Here is a 14,434-nt window from a genome sequence, read left to right on the forward strand (position 1 = left end):
CTACAGCATCCAGCTTTCGGGGTTCTTGATCGGATCGCCGCGGCTGACCGCCTGGAGGCCGACGACCGCGCGCACCACGACCCAGATGCCGGCGGCGAGGAGCAGCACGAAGCCGATGCCGACGATCATGAGCAGCACCGAGACCGCCGCGAAGAGCACCCCGATCCAGAAGGTCCGGATGGCCCATGTATAGTGGGTCTCGACCCAGCCTTCCGACTTGCCGCGGTTGAGATAGGCGAGCACGATGCCGACCACCGCCGTGATGCCGACAACGAAGCCTACGAGATAGAGCACATAGATGAGCTGGATGTTGTTCGGGCCCGGTTCGAGCCAGCGGTCGGCGGCGCCGGGCCGCGGGGGCTGAGGATCGGTCTCGCTCATGTCAGTGGCCTCCAAGCTCGCGTGATGCGTTGCGGTTTCGCGTCAAAGATCGGCATACATCCGCCCCGGATTGAGCACGCGGCGGGGATCGAACGCCTCCTTGACGCGCCGGGACACCGCCGCCACACCCGGCGATGGCGGTTCGAAGACCGGGACGGCGGCCCGGACCTCTTGCGGCGCGCGGATGAGCGTGGCATGGCCCGTCGTGCCCAGGAGCGCGCCGCGCACGGCACTCGCATGGGCGTCGCCCGCCGGCGGCACCGCGCACCAGACGAGCCCGCCCGCCCAGTCGTAATAGCACAGCGCCGGCGCCCTGGCCCGGATACGGGCCGCCACCTCCGCTCCCTCCATGGGCGGAACGGAAATCCGCCAGACCGCATCGTCGCTGCCGGCGAGGAACAGCACGTCCCTCACCTCCCGCCAGAACCCGCGCGAGGCGTCCTCCGGCAGGCGCTCGGGCGTACCGAACTCGCCCAGAAGCGCGCCGAGCTCGCCCGCGCGATAGTCGACCGACGGCCCCACGCCCTCCAGCCTCAATGCGGTGACGGCCGTTGCCTCGGCCTCCTGCGTGCCGTTCGACCGGGCCAGGACGTCCGCCGGGATATGGGCCGCGCCGGATACTTCGTACGGGCTCTGGAGCGCGAGGCTCATGGCGCGGATGGCGGTCGCGTCGTCGAGCCCCATGAGCGCGAGTGTCGACTGCGTCTGCGCCCTCGGCAGCACCTTCACGATGACATCGGACATCGCGACCAGCGTCCCCCAGGAGCCGGCCATGAGCTTCGGCAGGTCGTAGCCCGTCACGTTCTTCACCACGCGCCCGCCGGCCTTGAAGACCTCGCCGCGCCCGCTCACGCCCGTGAAGCCGAGGAAATGGTCGCGCACCGCACCGGCCTTCACCCGGCGCGGACCGGAGAGGTTGCAGGCGATCATGCCGCCGAGCGTGCCGCGCCCCTGCGACCCCAGGAGCGTGCCGAGATCGGGCGGCTCGAAGGCGAATTCCTGGCCGTTGCCGGCAAGCGCCTCCTCCACCTCCCCGCGCGGCGTGCCGGCGCGCGCGCCGAGTACGAGCTCTTCGGGTTCGTAGAGCGTGATGCCGGACAGTCCCGACAGGTCGAGCGTCGCGGCCGCCTGGACCGGCCGGCCCACCGTGTCGCGCGTGCCGTGCCCCCTGACGGCAAGCGGCCGGTCCTCGGAAGCCGCACCGGCCACCAGGTCACGCAGGGCCTCCACGCTGTCCGGCTTGTGGATATCCGCCATCGCCTAGAACCTCGGCAGATCGGGGAACGGCATCTGGCCGCGGTGGATATGCATCCGCCCGAGTTCCGCGCAGCGGTGGAGCGTTGGGAACACCTTGCCCGGGTTGAGCAGCCCCTGGTCGTCGAAGGCACATTTGAGGCGCTGCTGGTGGGCGAGGTCGGTCTCGTCGAACATGGCGGGCATCAGGTCTCGCTTCTCCACGCCCACGCCGTGCTCGCCGGTCAGCACGCCGCCGACCTCCACGCAGAGCTTCAGGATATCGGCGCCGAAGGATTCCGCCTTGTGGAGCTCGTCGGGCTCATTGGCATCGTAGAGGATGAGCGGGTGGAGATTGCCGTCGCCGGCATGGAACACATTGGCGACCCGCAGGCCGTATTGCTCGGAGAGCTCCGACATGCGCCGAAGCACCTCCGGCAGGCTGTGGCGGGGAATGGTGCCGTCCATGCAGTAATAGTCCGGCGAGATGCGCCCCACCGCCGGAAACGCCGCCTTGCGCCCGGCCCAGAAGGCCAGGCGCTCCTCGTCCGACGTGCTCACCCGGCTCGTCGTCGCCCCGTTCTTGCGGGCGAGCTCCCCGACGCGCTCGATCAGGTGATGCACCTCCGCCTCCGGCCCGTCGAGCTCGACGATCAGCAGCGCCTCCACATCGAGCGGATAGCCCGCATGGACGAACTCCTCGGCGGCATGGATCGCCGGCTTGTCCATCATCTCCATGCCGCCGGGAATGATGCCGTCGGAGATGATGTCGGCCACGCAGCGCCCGGCCTCCTCGCTTGAGGGGAAGCCGACGAGCATGGCCCGTGCCGTCTCCGGTGCCGGCAGGATGCGCACCGTCACCTCCGTGACCACGCCGAGCAGGCCTTCGGAGCCCGTCACGATGCCGAGAAGGTCGTAGCCCTCCGAATCGAGATGCTTGCCGCCGAGGCGCACGACCTCGCCGTCGATGGTGACCAGCTCCACACCGAGCAGATTGTTGGTGGTCAGCCCGTATTTGAGGCAGTGGACGCCGCCCGAGTTCTCCGCAACATTGCCGCCGATGGTGCAGGCGATCTGGCTGGAGGGGTCGGGCGCGTAATAGAAGCCGCGATGCTTCACCGCCTCGGTGATGGCGAGATTGGTGACGCCCGGCTGCACGACCGCGCAGCGATTGTCGAAATCGACCTCGAGCACGCGGTTGAACTTGCCCATGGCGAGCAGGACGCCATCCTCCAGCGGCAGCGCGCCGCCCGACAGGGAGGTCCCTGCCCCGCGCGGCACCACCTTGATGCCGTTCTCGTGGCAATAGGCGAGGACGGCGGAGACCTGGCGCACCGTCTCCGGCAGCACGACCACCATGGGGCGCTGGCGATAGGCGGTGAGCCCGTCGGACTCGTAGGCGCGCATCTCCTCCGCCCCGTCGATCACCCCCTCCCCCGGGCAGATCTGGCGCAGGGCTCTGACAATGTCCTGACGCCGGCCAAGCACGTCGGCATCGGCTTCCGGCATGATGGGACCGCTCATGGCTGGCCGTTTCCTCGTTCCCGATATCGTTTCCGCCTCATAGCATAGCAGTTTCACACGTTCTCGCCTGTTGTCCCGCCGTTTTCGCGATACGGCCCGGACGGTCTGTTCTTCGTCCCGCCCGAATTCAGGGGGGAACAAGGGACCTCCCCGCTTGTCCAGCCCCACGGGCTTTCCCGACCGGGTTTGGGAAAACGTGACACATGGCGTCGCACCCGCTTATTTTGCTCTATTCGAGTTCCAAAGTGGCCCACACTCGCGCTACCTTCCCGCTGTGCTGGAGGCTTTCGGGGGAAAGTTCGCGTACAAGAGCCGTCCGTTCAGCAAGCAGGGAGAACACGAGACCATGTTTCTGCGTTATGCCGCCGTCGCCATTCTCGTCGCCGCCGCACCGGGCCTTGCCATGGCCGACGAGCATGGCAATCCGGACAAGGGCAAGAAGGTCTTCCGCAAGTGCCAGGCCTGCCATGTGGTCGAGCAGCAGAAGAACCGCATCGGGCCGTATCTCGCGGGCGTGGTGGGTCGCCACGCGGCGGCGGTGGAGAGCTACAACTACTCCAACGCCATGAAGAAGCTCGGCGAGGAGGATGTCGTCTGGGACGAGGAGACCCTCTCGGAATATCTGAAGAATCCGCGCAAGTTCGCGCCGGGCACCAAAATGATCTTTCCGGGCCTGAAGAAGGAGGACGACCGGGAGGACGTCATCGCCTATCTGAAGGAATTCTCCGAGTAGCGGGAACCCTCTTTGACCGGCTCCCGGCCATCGGCCAGCTTGGCATCCTCACCGAGCCATTATAGGAAAGAAGAGACACCGATCCGTCCCGCACCCGCCATCGACCGGGAAATGCGTGCGGGACCAGCCCCGAAGCTTCGCGTGGAGAACGCCCATGCCGTCAGAGCGACCGCGAGTCGCCTTGTTCGTCACCTGCCTTGTCGACCTGTTCCGCCCGTCTGTCGGCTTCGCCGCCGTCAAGCTTCTGGAGCAGGCCGGCTGCACGGTGGAGGTTCCCGACGCGCAGACCTGCTGCGGCCAGCCCGCCTACAATTCCGGCGACCGGAAGGATACCGCCTCGATCGCGCGGCAGGTCATCAGGGCATTTGCGTCCTACGATTATGTGGTCGCACCGTCGGGCTCGTGCGCGGGCATGATCCGCAAGCACTACCCCACCCTTTTCGCGGAAGGCAGCGCGGAGCGGGCGCAGGCAGAGGCCCTTGCCGGAAAGACCCATGAGCTCGTCTCCTTCCTGGTCGACGTCATGGGGGTCTCCGGCGTCGAGGCCGAATATGACGGCACCGTCACCTACCACGATTCCTGCTCGGGCCTGCGCGAGCTCGGCGTCAAGGCCCAGCCGCGCCGCCTGCTCGCCAAGGTGGACGGCCTCACCCTGGCGGAGCTTCCCGACGCGGAGGTCTGCTGCGGGTTCGGCGGCACATTCTGCGTGAAATATCCCGACATCTCCAACAACATGCTGGAGAAGAAACTCGCCAATATCGCCTCGACCGGCGCCGACACGCTGCTGGCGGGCGATCTCGGCTGCCTCATGAACATGGCCGGCAAGCTCAAGCGCGAGGGCAGCGCCGTGAAGGTCCGCCATGTCGCGGAGGTGCTCGCCGGCGAGACATCGCAACCGCCCATCGGCGAGGGAGACTGAGCGCCATGGTCCAGTCGACCGCCCATTCCTTCAAGGACAATGCCCGCGAGGCGCTCGGCGACGCCCAGCTCCAGCGTGCTCTGTCCAACGTGCCCAAGGGCTTCATCGACAAGCGCGCCAAGGCCCGCGACGGGCTGCCCGAGTTCGATGCGCTGCGCGACGCCGGCCGGGACATCAAGAACCACACGCTCGCCCATCTCGACCTCTATCTGGAGACCTATGAGCGAAAGGTCGCCGAATCGGGCGGCGTCGTGCACTGGGCGCGCACGGCGGAGGAGGCCCGCAACGCCATCCTCGACATCTGCCGGGAGCGCGGCGCGCGCACCGTCACCAAGGGCAAGTCCATGGTGTCGGAGGAGATCGGCCTCAACGACGCGCTCGAGGCGGCGGACATCGAACCGGTCGAGACCGATCTCGGCGAATACATCATCCAGTTGCGCCACGAGACGCCGAGCCACATCATCGCCCCGGCGGTCCATCTGTCGAAGGATCAGGTGGAGGAGTCCTTTCGCGAGGCCCATACGGAGCTCCCCGCCGACCGCGACCTGACCGAGCCCGTCTCGCTGCTCCACGAGGCACGCCAGATCCTGCGCCAGAAATATCTCGACGCCGATATCGGCATCACGGGCGCGAATTTCCTCATCGCGGAGACCGGCACCTCGATCATCGTCACCAATGAGGGCAATGGCGACCTGACGCAGACCCTGCCCAAGGTGCATATCGTGCTCGCCACCATCGAGAAGGTGGTGCCGACGCTGGAGGACGTCTCGACCATCCTGCGCATCCTGGCACGGTCCGCCACGGGCCAGGAGTTCTCCTCCTACACGACCTTCTCCACAGGCCCCCGCCGGGCGGACGACCCCGACGGGCCGGAGGAGTACCACGTCATCCTGCTCGACAACGGGCGCGCGGACGTGCTCGGCACCGAGTTCCAGGAGATGCTGCGCTGCATACGCTGCGGCGCCTGCCTCAATCATTGCCCGATCTATCACGCCGTCGGCGGGCACGCCTATGGCTGGGTCTATTCGGGGCCCATCGGGGCGGTGCTCGATCCCGCGCTCATCGGCGTGGAGGAGGCCGGCTCCCTGCCCAATGCCTCGACCTTCTGCGGGCGGTGCGAGGAGGTCTGCCCCATGCGCATCCCGCTGCCGAAGATGATGCGCCACTGGCGCGAGCGCGAGTTCGAGAAGCATCTCTCGCCCGCAAGCGTGCGCACAGGCCTCGGGCTGTGGGCGTTCATGGCCCGCCGCCCCGGCCTCTACCGCGCCGCCACCCGGCTTGCCATGGGCGCCCTCAAGGCGCTGTCAGGCGGCCGCGGTCGCCTCTCCAGCGTGCCTCTTGCCGGCGGCTGGACACGTTATCGCGACCTGCCCGCGCCGCAGGGAAAGACATTCCAAGCGCTCTGGAGGGAACGCCAGCATGGCTGACGACGGCACCGATGCCCGCACGGCGGTGATGGGCCGCATCCGCCGCCACCTCAAGGTCTCCGACGGGCCGGAGGACGAGGCCCGCCGCGCCGCGGTGCGCAGCAGGCTGGAGCGCCATGCCCGCAATCTCGTTCCGGCGCGCGCCGACGGCGACGACGCCCACAGGCTGGCGCTCTTCAAGACCATGCTGGAGCGCGCCGACGCGACCGTGACCGAGGTCGCGACCCCGGACGAGGTGCCCCAGGCGGTCGCGGAGTTCCTGAGGAACCACAATCTCCCGTTCCAGATCCGGACCGGCGCGGATACCGCCCTCGCCGCCCTGCCCTGGGACCGGGTTCCGACGCTCGAAATCGGCCACGGCGCCGCGGAGGCGAGCGACCAGGCCTCGCTCTCCCATGCCTTTGCAGGCATCGCGGAGACCGGCACGCTGGCGCTCCATTCGGGGCAGGACAACCCGACGAGCCTGAACTTCCTGCCGGAGAACCATGTGGTGATGGTCGATGCCGACCGCATCGTCGGCACCTATGAGGACGTCTGGGACCGCCTGCGCGAGGTGTTCGGCGAAGGCATCATGCCGCGCGCCCTCAACATGGTCACGGGGCCCTCGCGCACCGGCGACATCGAGCAGCGACTGTTCCTCGGCGCACACGGCCCCAAGCGCGTCCACGTCATCATCGCCGGCAGCGGCAAGGCTCGCTAGGTTGGCCGTCTCCGTCCTCAGGGGAACACCGCATCCGCGCCCATAGGCTTCCGCTTGCCGCCCCGCCCGGCTTGCGGCACAGTTGCCGCAGGCCAGAAAAAGGCAAGAACGAGGACCCTCACTCCATGACCTGCATAGTCGGCTGGGCGCACGGCGCCTTCGGAAAGCTCGAGAACGACGACCTGGAATCGCTGATCGCCCGGGTGGCGAAAGAGGCCGTGGCGGATGCCGGAATCGGCTTCGAGGATATCGACGCCATCTATGTGGGCAATTTCGGCGGTTTCGAGAAGCAGAGCTTTCCGGCCGCCTTCGCGCTCGATGCCGATCCCGCGTTCCGCTTCAAGCCGGCGACCCGCGTGGAGAATGCCTGCGCGACGGGCTCCGCCGCCGTGCATATGGGGATCAACGACATCCGCGCGCGCAAGAGCGGCTTCGTGCTGGTGGTCGGCGCGGAGAAGATGACCGTCGCGCCCGGACGCGAGATCGGCGACATCCTGCTGAACGCCTGCTATCGCAAGGAGGAAGGCGACACGGAAGGCGGCTTCGCCGGTATCTTCGGCCAGATCGCGCAGCTTTATTTCCAGCGCTATGGCGACCAGTCCGCGGCGATGGCGCGGATTGCGGCGAAGAACCACAAGAACGGCGTCGCCAACCCCTTCGCCCAGCTCCGCAAGGATCTCGGCTTCGAGTTCTGCAACACGGTCGGCGACAAGAACCCCATCGTGGCCGGCCCCATCCGGCGCACCGACTGCTCGCTCGTCTCAGACGGCGCGGCGGCGCTGGTGCTCGCCGATACCGAGACCGCACTGCAGCGCCCCAAGGCGGTGCATGTCCGCGCCGCGGCCCACACCCAGGACTACATGCCGCTGTCGAAGCGCGACATCGTGGCCTTCGAGGGCTGCGAGGCGGCATGGCAGAAGGCTCACGAGGCCGCCGGCACGACGCTCGACGACCTGTCCTTCGTGGAAACCCACGACTGCTTCACCATCGCCGAGCTTATCGAGTACGAGGCGATGGGCCTTGCGCCCAAGGGCGAAGGCGCACGCGCCATCGAGGAGGGCTGGACGGAGAAGGACGGGCGCCTGCCCGTGAACCCGTCGGGCGGTCTCAAGGCCAAGGGCCACCCCATCGGCGCGACCGGCGTCTCCATGCATGTGATGAGCGCGCTGCAGCTCATGGGCGAGGCCGGCGACATGCAGATCCCCGACGCGACGCTTGCCGGCATCTTCAACATGGGCGGCGCGGCGGTCGCCAACTACGTCTCGATCCTCGAGCGCCTGCGCTGACGCGCAAGCAGCGCCCGCGCCTCAGCCACGGTCGAGGACGATCGTCACCGTTACGGGGAGATGGTCGGAGCCCGTGGCCGGGCCGAGGCGGGCCGGGCGATGCACGCGCAGGCCCGGAGAGATGAAGATGTGGTCGATGGGGAGCTGTGGCAGCCCCGCCGTCCAGACGGGCCAGGATGGCAGGCCGGTCAGTCGCCGCAGGCCCGACGTCGCCTCGAAGCTCCGCAGCACGCTCGACCACTGGGTCGCATTGAAATCCCCCATCACCGCGAGCGGACCGGGCGTGTTCTGGATCAGGGTGGCGAGCGCCTCGAGCTGGCGCTTCTGGGCGTAGATATGCGGTGGGCGCAGGATATGCGCGCCGATCACGGTGAGATTGTCGTAGACCTTGCCGAACCGCGCCTGGATGAGCGGCGGCCCGGCCCATCGCGAGGCGACCTTCCAGTCGACGATCGGCTCCTTGGACAGAAGCGCGACATGGCAGTTCGCGAGGTCGAGGCAGCTCGCCTGATAGGGATAGAGATCCTCGATATCGGCCAGCATGGGCGCCTTTTCGGGGCCGAATTCGAGCAGGGCGACGATATCGGCGTCCTCCCGCCTCAGCATCCGCTCGACTTGCTCCCAGTCGTCATTGCGCAGCCAGCTGTTGAGCGACAGGAGCTTGACCGTCCGCTCGCCCTGGAGGCGGGCCTGGGCGGCAGGCGTGAATTGCTCCGACAGCATGCCCCACGCACCGATGGCCGCCATGACGAGCACGGCGCCTATGGCGACGACAGGCAGCCAGCAGCGCCCGGCGAAGACGGCCAGCGCGCACACAATGGCAAAGCCCAGCGCATGCATCCTGAAATGGGCGAGAACGTCCAGCGGCAGCCACAACGCGCCGAGCCAGCCCAGCCCGAAGACAATGAGAGCAACCAGAAGCCCCACCGTCGGCGCGACGACGCGCAGCCGACCGATCACGTCTGACGGTAACATGCGATACTACCGAATCCACGAGCCCCCGAGGGGGATCAAACCCGGATAGCATCGCCTTGTCACGAGGAAAACGAAATCGGATTATCCGATAGGTCGCGTAGGCGGCCACGCCCGCGGGATCAGTCGATCCCGAGGCGGCGCTTGAGGATTTCGTTCACTGCCTGCGGATTGGCCTTGCCGCCGGTCGCCTTCATGACCTGGCCGACGAACCAGCCGATGGTCTTGGGCTTCGTCTTGACCTGTTCGGCCTGCTCGGGATTGGCGGCGACGATCTCGTCGACCACCGCCTCGATGGCGCCCGTGTCGGTGACCTGCCTGAGCCCCCTCTCCTCCACGATCCGCGCCGGATCGCCGCCCTCGGCGACGACGATCTCCAGCACGTCCTTGGCGATCTTGCCGGAAATCGTGCCGTCGCCGATGAGATCGAGAATGGTGCCGAGCTGCTCGGGCGAGACGCCGGCCTCCGCGATCGAGACACCCTTGGCATTCGCATGGCCGGCGAGGTCGCCCATCACCCAGTTGACGGCAAGCTTGGCGTCGCGTCCCTCGGCCACCGCCTCGAAATAGTCCGCCGCCGCGCGGTCGGCCACAAGGATGCCGGCATCGTAGGGCGTGAGGCCGTAATCGCCCATCAGCCTGTCCTTCTTCTCGTCGGGAAGCTCCGGCAGCGTCGCCTCGATCTCCTTCACCCAGGCCTCGTCGAGCTCGAGCGGCAGGAGGTCGGGATCGGGGAAGTAGCGGTAGTCGTGCGCCTCTTCCTTGTTGCGCATGGACCGCGTCTCGCCCTTGCGGGGATCGAACAGGCGGGTTTCCTGAACGATCTCGCCGCCATCCTCCAGAATGCCCACCTGGCGGTGCGCCTCGTAGTCGATGGCCTGGCCCATGAAGCGGATGGAGTTGACGTTCTTCACTTCGCAGCGCGTGCCGAAGGGCTCGCCCGGGCGGCGGACGGAGACGTTGATGTCGGCGCGCAGGCTGCCCTTCTCCATGTCGCCGTCGCAGGTGCCGAGATAGCGCAGGATGGTGCGCAGCTTGGACACATAGGCCTTCGCCTCGTCGGCACACCTCATGTCGGGCTTCGACACGATCTCCATGAGCGCCACGCCGGACCGGTTGAGGTCCACGAACGACATGGTCGGATGCTGGTCGTGCATCAACTTGCCCGCATCCTGCTCCAGATGCAGCCGCTCGATGCCGACCTCGATGGTCTCGCCGTCGGCCATGTCGAGGAGCACCTTGCCCTCGCCCACCACGGGCTGCTTGTACTGCGAGATCTGGTAGCCCTGCGGCAGGTCGGGATAGAAATAGTTCTTGCGGTCGAACACCGAGTAGAGATTGATCTGCGCCTTCAGCCCGAGCCCCGTGCGCACGGCCTGTTCCACGCAGTAACGGTTGATCACCGGCAGCATGCCGGGCATGGCGGCATCGACCAGCGAGACATTCGCGTTGGGCTCCGCGCCGAAGGCGGTGGAGGCGCCGGAGAACAGCTTGGCATTGGAGGTGACCTGGGCATGGACCTCCATGCCGATCACGATCTCCCAATCACCCGTCGCGCCCTTGATGAGCTTCGATTTGTCCGCCTTGCGCACCGCTTCGTTCATCGGTCTCGTCCATCCGGTTCTACAGTCGGGCCGTCAGCGCGTCCGGTCACTTGCGATGAAGCCGCTTTTCCTCATAGGCGATGAATTCGTCCATCATCGCCCGCCAGAGCTTGTCCGCCAGATTGGCGTCGAGCCCCTGCCGCTCCGCCTCGCGGCGGACATTGACCACCACGGCCTCGACCCGTTCGTCGATACGGGCGGGCAGCCCCTCGCGAGACTTGAGCGCCACGGCCCGCGCGATATAGCGCGACCGTTCGGCGAGCAGGCGCACGAGCTCGCGGTCGAGCCGGTCTATCTCGACGCGCAGCTCCTCCATGGACCGACAGGCTTCGGGCTGTCTTCTCGTCATGTCAGACCGTCCACCATGCATCGGGCCGCGCAGCGAAGCCCGCCGCCTCCTCCAGTGCGCCGCCGGCGCGGAACAGGGTCTCCTCGTCGAACGCCTTGCCGATGAGCTGAAGCCCGAGCGGCAGCCCGTCGGCACTCAGCCCCGCCGGCACCGAGATGCCGGGAAGCCCCGCCATGTTGACCGTCACCGTGAAGACGTCGTTCAGATACATCTCCACCGGATCGGTGATCTCGCCCGGCGCGAAGGCGGGCGTCGGCGTCGTCGGCGTCAGCAGCACGTCGACGTCCTCGAAGGCCTGTTCGAAATCCCGCTTGATGAGCGTGCGCACCTTCTGCGCCTTGAGATAGTAGGCGTCGTAATAGCCCGCCGAGAGCACATAGGTGCCGATCAGCACGCGCCGCTTCACCTCCGCGCCGAAACCGGCCGCACGGGTGTTCTCGTACATGCCTGTGATGTCGTCGCCATTGACGCGCAGGCCGTAGCGCACGCCGTCATAGCGCGCGAGATTGGAGGAGGCCTCCGCCGGTGCCACGATATAATAGGCCGGCAGCGCATATTTCGTGTGCGGCAGGGAGACCTCGCGGATCTCGGCGCCCTGCGCCTTCAGCCAGTCGATCCCCTGCTGCCACAGGGCGTCGATCTCCGCCGACATGCCCTCGACGCGATATTCCTTCGGAATGCCGACCGTCAGGCCGCGCACGTCGCCGGTGAGCGCGGCCTCGTAGTCCGGCACCGGACGGTCGACCGACGTCGTGTCCTTCGCATCGGGGCTCGCCATGGATCTCAGCATGATCGCCGCGTCGCGGACATTGCGGGCGATGGGCCCGGCCTGGTCCAGCGAGGAGGCGAAGGCGACGATGCCCCAGCGCGAGCAGCGCCCGTAGGTCGGCTTGATGCCGACGGTCCCGGTGAACGCGGCGGGCTGGCGGATCGAGCCGCCCGTATCGGTCGCTGTCGCGCCGGCACACATCCAGGCGGAGACCGCGGACGCCGACCCGCCCGACGAACCGCCGGGAACGAGGTCCCGGTTGCTGCCCTTCGCCCGCCACGGATTGACGACCGGACCGTAATGGGAGGTCTCGTTGGACGACCCCATGGCGAACTCGTCCATGTTGAGCTTGCCGAGCATCACCGCCCCGTCGGCCCAGAGATTGGCCGTGACGGTCGATTCATAGGCCGGCTCGAACCCGTCGAGGATGTGGCTAGCCGCCTGGCTGTGCACCCCCTCGGTGCAGAACAGGTCCTTGATGCCGAGGGGAACGCCCTCCAGCGCCCCGCCCTCGCCTTTCGCCAGGCGCTCGTCGGAGGCCCTGGCCATCTCGCGCGCCTTGTCGGCGGTCACCGCGACATAGGCGTTCAGCGCCTTGTTTCCGGCCTCGATCGCCTGGAGATAGGCCTCGGTCAGTTCGACGGCGGAAATCTCGCGCGCCCTGAGCTTGTCGCGGGCCTCGGCGATGGAAAGCTGTGTCAGGTCTGTCATCGGGCTTCTTCTTCGGGCACGGGAAACGAACGGGTCTTCATGCGGGCGACCGGAAGGACCGTGCCGTGGCCGCCTGCCGGCCGCCACGGGGGCACCGGACTATTCGACCACCTTCGGCACGACGAAATAGCTGTCCTCCGAGGCGGGCGCATTGCCCACGATGTCGCCGGCGCGATTGCCGTCGGTCACCGCATCATCGCGCTTCTTCATCTCGGTGCGCACGACGCTGGTCATCGGTTCCACGCCGGAGGTGTCGACCTCGTCGAGTTGCTCCACCCAGGCGAGGATCTCCGACAGCTCGCCCTGGAGCGCGGTGACCTCCTGGCCCGAAACCGCGATGCGCGCGAGCTTCGCGATATGGCGAACCGTGTTTTCGTCAACGGCCATGGCGGATACTCCGGGAATGAGGCCTGGATGTCTCTGGCGGGGGTTGGCGCATAGGTCTGCCCCGCCTTTACTCCGCGCGTTAGATAGCACCCGCATCCCTCCCCGGCAACGCCTCGCTGGCCCCCTGCGGCCATGCGTCGGTTGTGCTTGGAGGTGTCATGTAATTGCGCTATTGAGTGCCGATCTTTTCTCGACAAGGCAGATCCGACCGTGTGGACACCGGTTTTTCCCGTCAATCCGGCAGTCTTGATCGGCCCCGCAGTGCTGCTGGTCTTCTCGGTCGCCTTTGTGGGTGTCTGGTTTTTCGACCGGACGATGCGATATCTGCTTGTCCTTTCGGCGGCCTGCGCCCTGTTCGTCCTCGGCGCGTCGATGCAACTGTTCAGGTGGCCGCCGGGCACCGGGCCCAACGCCCTGGCATCGGGAGCGGTGTATACGGCCAGCGTCCTCGTCCTTGCCGAAGGTCTGTTGCGGCGTACGGGAAAGACCGCCGGCTGGGCATTCCACGGCGCGGCCTTCGCCGCAATCATGGGGCTTACGGTCTATTTCCTCTATGTGACCCCCTCATTGTCAGCCCGCATCTATCTCCAGAACTTTGGCTACGGCCTTATCCTGCTCATCGCGGCGTTCCGCCTGCGGATCCTCGCCTCGGGAACGGCGACGGAGCGGCTCGTCTTCTGGGTCTTTCTCGTGTTCGCGCTCCATTTCCTGCCGCGCACGGTACTGACCGCGCCGGGTGGCGCGCCCATAACGGCATCGGAGTTCGCCTATACGAAATTCTGGACCGTCCTCCATCTCTCGCTCGCCATGATGGGGACGGGGCTCGCCCTTGCCCTGCTCGCGGCGGCCGTCACCGACATTGTGAACAAGATATCGATGGAGCGCGACCAGGACGCGCTGACCGGCGTCGACAACCGCCGCGCTTTCGAGCGCAAGGCACTGGCGCTTATGGCGGGCACAGGCCGCCCCGTTTCGGCAGCGGTCGCCGACATAGACGGCTTCAAGGCCATCAACGACCGTTTCGGCCATGCCGCCGGCGACAAGGTGCTGTCGGAAGTTGGCAGCCTTCTGCGATCCAGCGTGCCTGAGGGCGCCGTGATCGGCCGCATTGGCGGCGAGGAATTCGCGATCCTCGTGCCCGGCATGGATCGCGAGGCGGCCTACGAGCTTGCCGAACGCATCCGGCTTGCCATCACGTCGCTGCGGTTCCGGGGCGGGGAGGAAATGAGAACGGTCACCTCGAGCTTCGGCATTGCCGAGCGTCAGGAGAACGAAGCCCTGTGGGCGCTGATCGAACGGGCCGACCGGAGCCTCTACGAGGCCAAGCGAACCGGGCGGAACCGGACCGTGATGGCACGGCCCGTTCCCGACACTCCCCAGCAGGTGGCCGGGTCGGCCACCTGACGATCCTTCGCCCCCTGCCAGGACAGGAAGGCAAA

14 protein-coding genes are annotated in these 14,434 nt (G+C 67.1%); 6 read left to right on the forward strand and 8 right to left on the reverse strand.

All coding sequences use genetic code 11. The features are described from left to right. Genes HW532_RS01925 through HW532_RS01935 form a run of 3 tightly spaced genes read right to left on the reverse strand, consistent with a single transcriptional unit; the run spans position 1 to position 3,138 of the window. Positions 1–381, reverse strand: a complete 381-nt coding sequence (locus tag HW532_RS01925; RefSeq protein ID WP_213162808.1) for a DUF4870 family protein — start codon at positions 379–381, stop codon at positions 1–3. Positions 382–423: 42 nt separating this feature from the next. Beyond that, positions 424–1,638 (reverse strand): glycolate oxidase subunit GlcE, encoded by a 1,215-nt coding sequence (glcE, locus tag HW532_RS01930; RefSeq protein ID WP_213162809.1) that lies wholly within the window; start codon positions 1,636–1,638, stop codon positions 424–426. Positions 1,639–1,641: 3 nt separating this feature from the next. After that, entirely contained in the window at positions 1,642–3,138 is a 1,497-nt protein-coding gene (locus HW532_RS01935; RefSeq protein WP_213162810.1) for an FAD-linked oxidase C-terminal domain-containing protein, read from the reverse strand. 346 nt (positions 3,139–3,484) lie between these two features. Here HW532_RS01935 and HW532_RS01940 point away from each other — a divergent pair, with 346 nt between their 5' ends. The 5 genes from HW532_RS01940 (at position 3,485) to HW532_RS01960 (ending at position 8,203) form a co-directional block, all read left to right on the forward strand. Next, positions 3,485–3,871 (forward strand): c-type cytochrome, encoded by a 387-nt coding sequence (locus HW532_RS01940; RefSeq protein ID WP_213162811.1) that lies wholly within the window; start codon positions 3,485–3,487, stop codon positions 3,869–3,871. Between the two features lie 154 nt (positions 3,872–4,025). Then, positions 4,026–4,790 carry a (Fe-S)-binding protein gene (locus HW532_RS01945; protein WP_213162812.1) on the forward strand — a complete coding sequence of 255 codons (765 nt, stop codon included), beginning with the start codon at positions 4,026–4,028 and terminating at the stop codon, positions 4,788–4,790. Between the two features lie 5 nt (positions 4,791–4,795). After that, positions 4,796–6,217: a LutB/LldF family L-lactate oxidation iron-sulfur protein gene (locus HW532_RS01950; RefSeq protein WP_213162813.1), complete on the forward strand. Its 1,422-nt coding sequence runs from the start codon at positions 4,796–4,798 to the stop codon at positions 6,215–6,217. Beyond that, complete coding sequence (locus HW532_RS01955; RefSeq protein ID WP_213162814.1) at positions 6,210–6,917, forward strand: LutC/YkgG family protein; 708 nt, start codon at positions 6,210–6,212, stop codon at positions 6,915–6,917. The genes HW532_RS01950 and HW532_RS01955 overlap by 8 nt, the downstream gene beginning before the upstream one ends. A gap of 125 nt (positions 6,918–7,042) precedes the next feature. Continuing rightward, on the forward strand, positions 7,043–8,203 hold the full coding sequence (locus HW532_RS01960; protein ID WP_213162815.1) for an acetyl-CoA acetyltransferase: 1,161 nt from the start codon (positions 7,043–7,045) through the stop codon (positions 8,201–8,203). 21 nt (positions 8,204–8,224) lie between these two features. On the opposite strand, the gene HW532_RS01965 is transcribed toward HW532_RS01960, so the two are convergent. The 5 genes from HW532_RS01965 to gatC all read right to left on the reverse strand — a co-directional run bounded on the left by HW532_RS01965 (position 8,225) and on the right by gatC (position 12,995). Next, positions 8,225–9,178 (reverse strand): endonuclease/exonuclease/phosphatase family protein, encoded by a 954-nt coding sequence (locus HW532_RS01965; RefSeq protein ID WP_213162816.1) that lies wholly within the window; start codon positions 9,176–9,178, stop codon positions 8,225–8,227. A 119-nt stretch (positions 9,179–9,297) separates the two neighbouring features. Then, a complete protein-coding gene (gene gatB / locus HW532_RS01970; protein ID WP_213162817.1) occupies positions 9,298–10,779 on the reverse strand; it encodes an Asp-tRNA(Asn)/Glu-tRNA(Gln) amidotransferase subunit GatB in 1,482 nt (493 codons plus the stop codon). 46 nt (positions 10,780–10,825) lie between these two features. Next, on the reverse strand, positions 10,826–11,128 hold the full coding sequence (locus HW532_RS01975; RefSeq protein ID WP_213162818.1) for a chorismate mutase: 303 nt from the start codon (positions 11,126–11,128) through the stop codon (positions 10,826–10,828). Between the two features lies 1 nt (position 11,129). Then, entirely contained in the window at positions 11,130–12,608 is a 1,479-nt protein-coding gene (gene gatA, locus HW532_RS01980) for an Asp-tRNA(Asn)/Glu-tRNA(Gln) amidotransferase subunit GatA (protein WP_213162819.1), read from the reverse strand. Between the two features lie 99 nt (positions 12,609–12,707). Next, complete coding sequence (gene gatC / locus HW532_RS01985; protein ID WP_213162820.1) at positions 12,708–12,995, reverse strand: Asp-tRNA(Asn)/Glu-tRNA(Gln) amidotransferase subunit GatC; 288 nt, start codon at positions 12,993–12,995, stop codon at positions 12,708–12,710. Positions 12,996–13,205: 210 nt separating this feature from the next. Here gatC and HW532_RS01990 point away from each other — a divergent pair, with 210 nt between their 5' ends. Beyond that, positions 13,206–14,399, forward strand: coding sequence for a GGDEF domain-containing protein (locus HW532_RS01990; protein ID WP_213162821.1), 1,194 nt, complete (start codon positions 13,206–13,208; stop codon positions 14,397–14,399). Positions 14,400–14,434 lie beyond the last annotated feature (35 nt).

The sequence above is a fragment of the Kaustia mangrovi genome (assembly GCF_015482775.1).
Classification (GTDB): domain Bacteria; phylum Pseudomonadota; class Alphaproteobacteria; order Rhizobiales; family Im1; genus Kaustia; species Kaustia mangrovi.

Excerpts from the sequence above, each read along its gene's own strand:
- HW532_RS01940 (WP_213162811.1), top strand. The coding sequence starts at position 3,485 with ATGTTTCTGCGTTATGCCGCCGTCGCCATTCTCGTCGCCGCCGCACCG.
- HW532_RS01960 (WP_213162815.1), top strand. The coding sequence starts at position 7,043 with ATGACCTGCATAGTCGGCTGGGCGCACGGCGCCTTCGGAAAGCTCGAG.
- HW532_RS01950 (WP_213162813.1), top strand. The coding sequence starts at position 4,796 with ATGGTCCAGTCGACCGCCCATTCCTTCAAGGACAATGCCCGCGAGGCG.
- HW532_RS01955 (WP_213162814.1), top strand. The coding sequence starts at position 6,210 with ATGGCTGACGACGGCACCGATGCCCGCACGGCGGTGATGGGCCGCATC.
- HW532_RS01945 (WP_213162812.1), top strand. The coding sequence starts at position 4,026 with ATGCCGTCAGAGCGACCGCGAGTCGCCTTGTTCGTCACCTGCCTTGTC.
- HW532_RS01925 (WP_213162808.1), bottom strand. The coding sequence starts at position 381 with ATGAGCGAGACCGATCCTCAGCCCCCGCGGCCCGGCGCCGCCGACCGC.
- gatA (WP_213162819.1), bottom strand. The coding sequence starts at position 12,608 with ATGACAGACCTGACACAGCTTTCCATCGCCGAGGCCCGCGACAAGCTC.
- HW532_RS01975 (WP_213162818.1), bottom strand. The coding sequence starts at position 11,128 with ATGACGAGAAGACAGCCCGAAGCCTGTCGGTCCATGGAGGAGCTGCGC.
- gatC (WP_213162820.1), bottom strand. The coding sequence starts at position 12,995 with ATGGCCGTTGACGAAAACACGGTTCGCCATATCGCGAAGCTCGCGCGC.
- gatB (WP_213162817.1), bottom strand. The coding sequence starts at position 10,779 with ATGAACGAAGCGGTGCGCAAGGCGGACAAATCGAAGCTCATCAAGGGC.
- HW532_RS01965 (WP_213162816.1), bottom strand. The coding sequence starts at position 9,178 with ATGTTACCGTCAGACGTGATCGGTCGGCTGCGCGTCGTCGCGCCGACG.
- HW532_RS01935 (WP_213162810.1), bottom strand. The coding sequence starts at position 3,138 with ATGAGCGGTCCCATCATGCCGGAAGCCGATGCCGACGTGCTTGGCCGG.
- glcE (WP_213162809.1), bottom strand. The coding sequence starts at position 1,638 with ATGGCGGATATCCACAAGCCGGACAGCGTGGAGGCCCTGCGTGACCTG.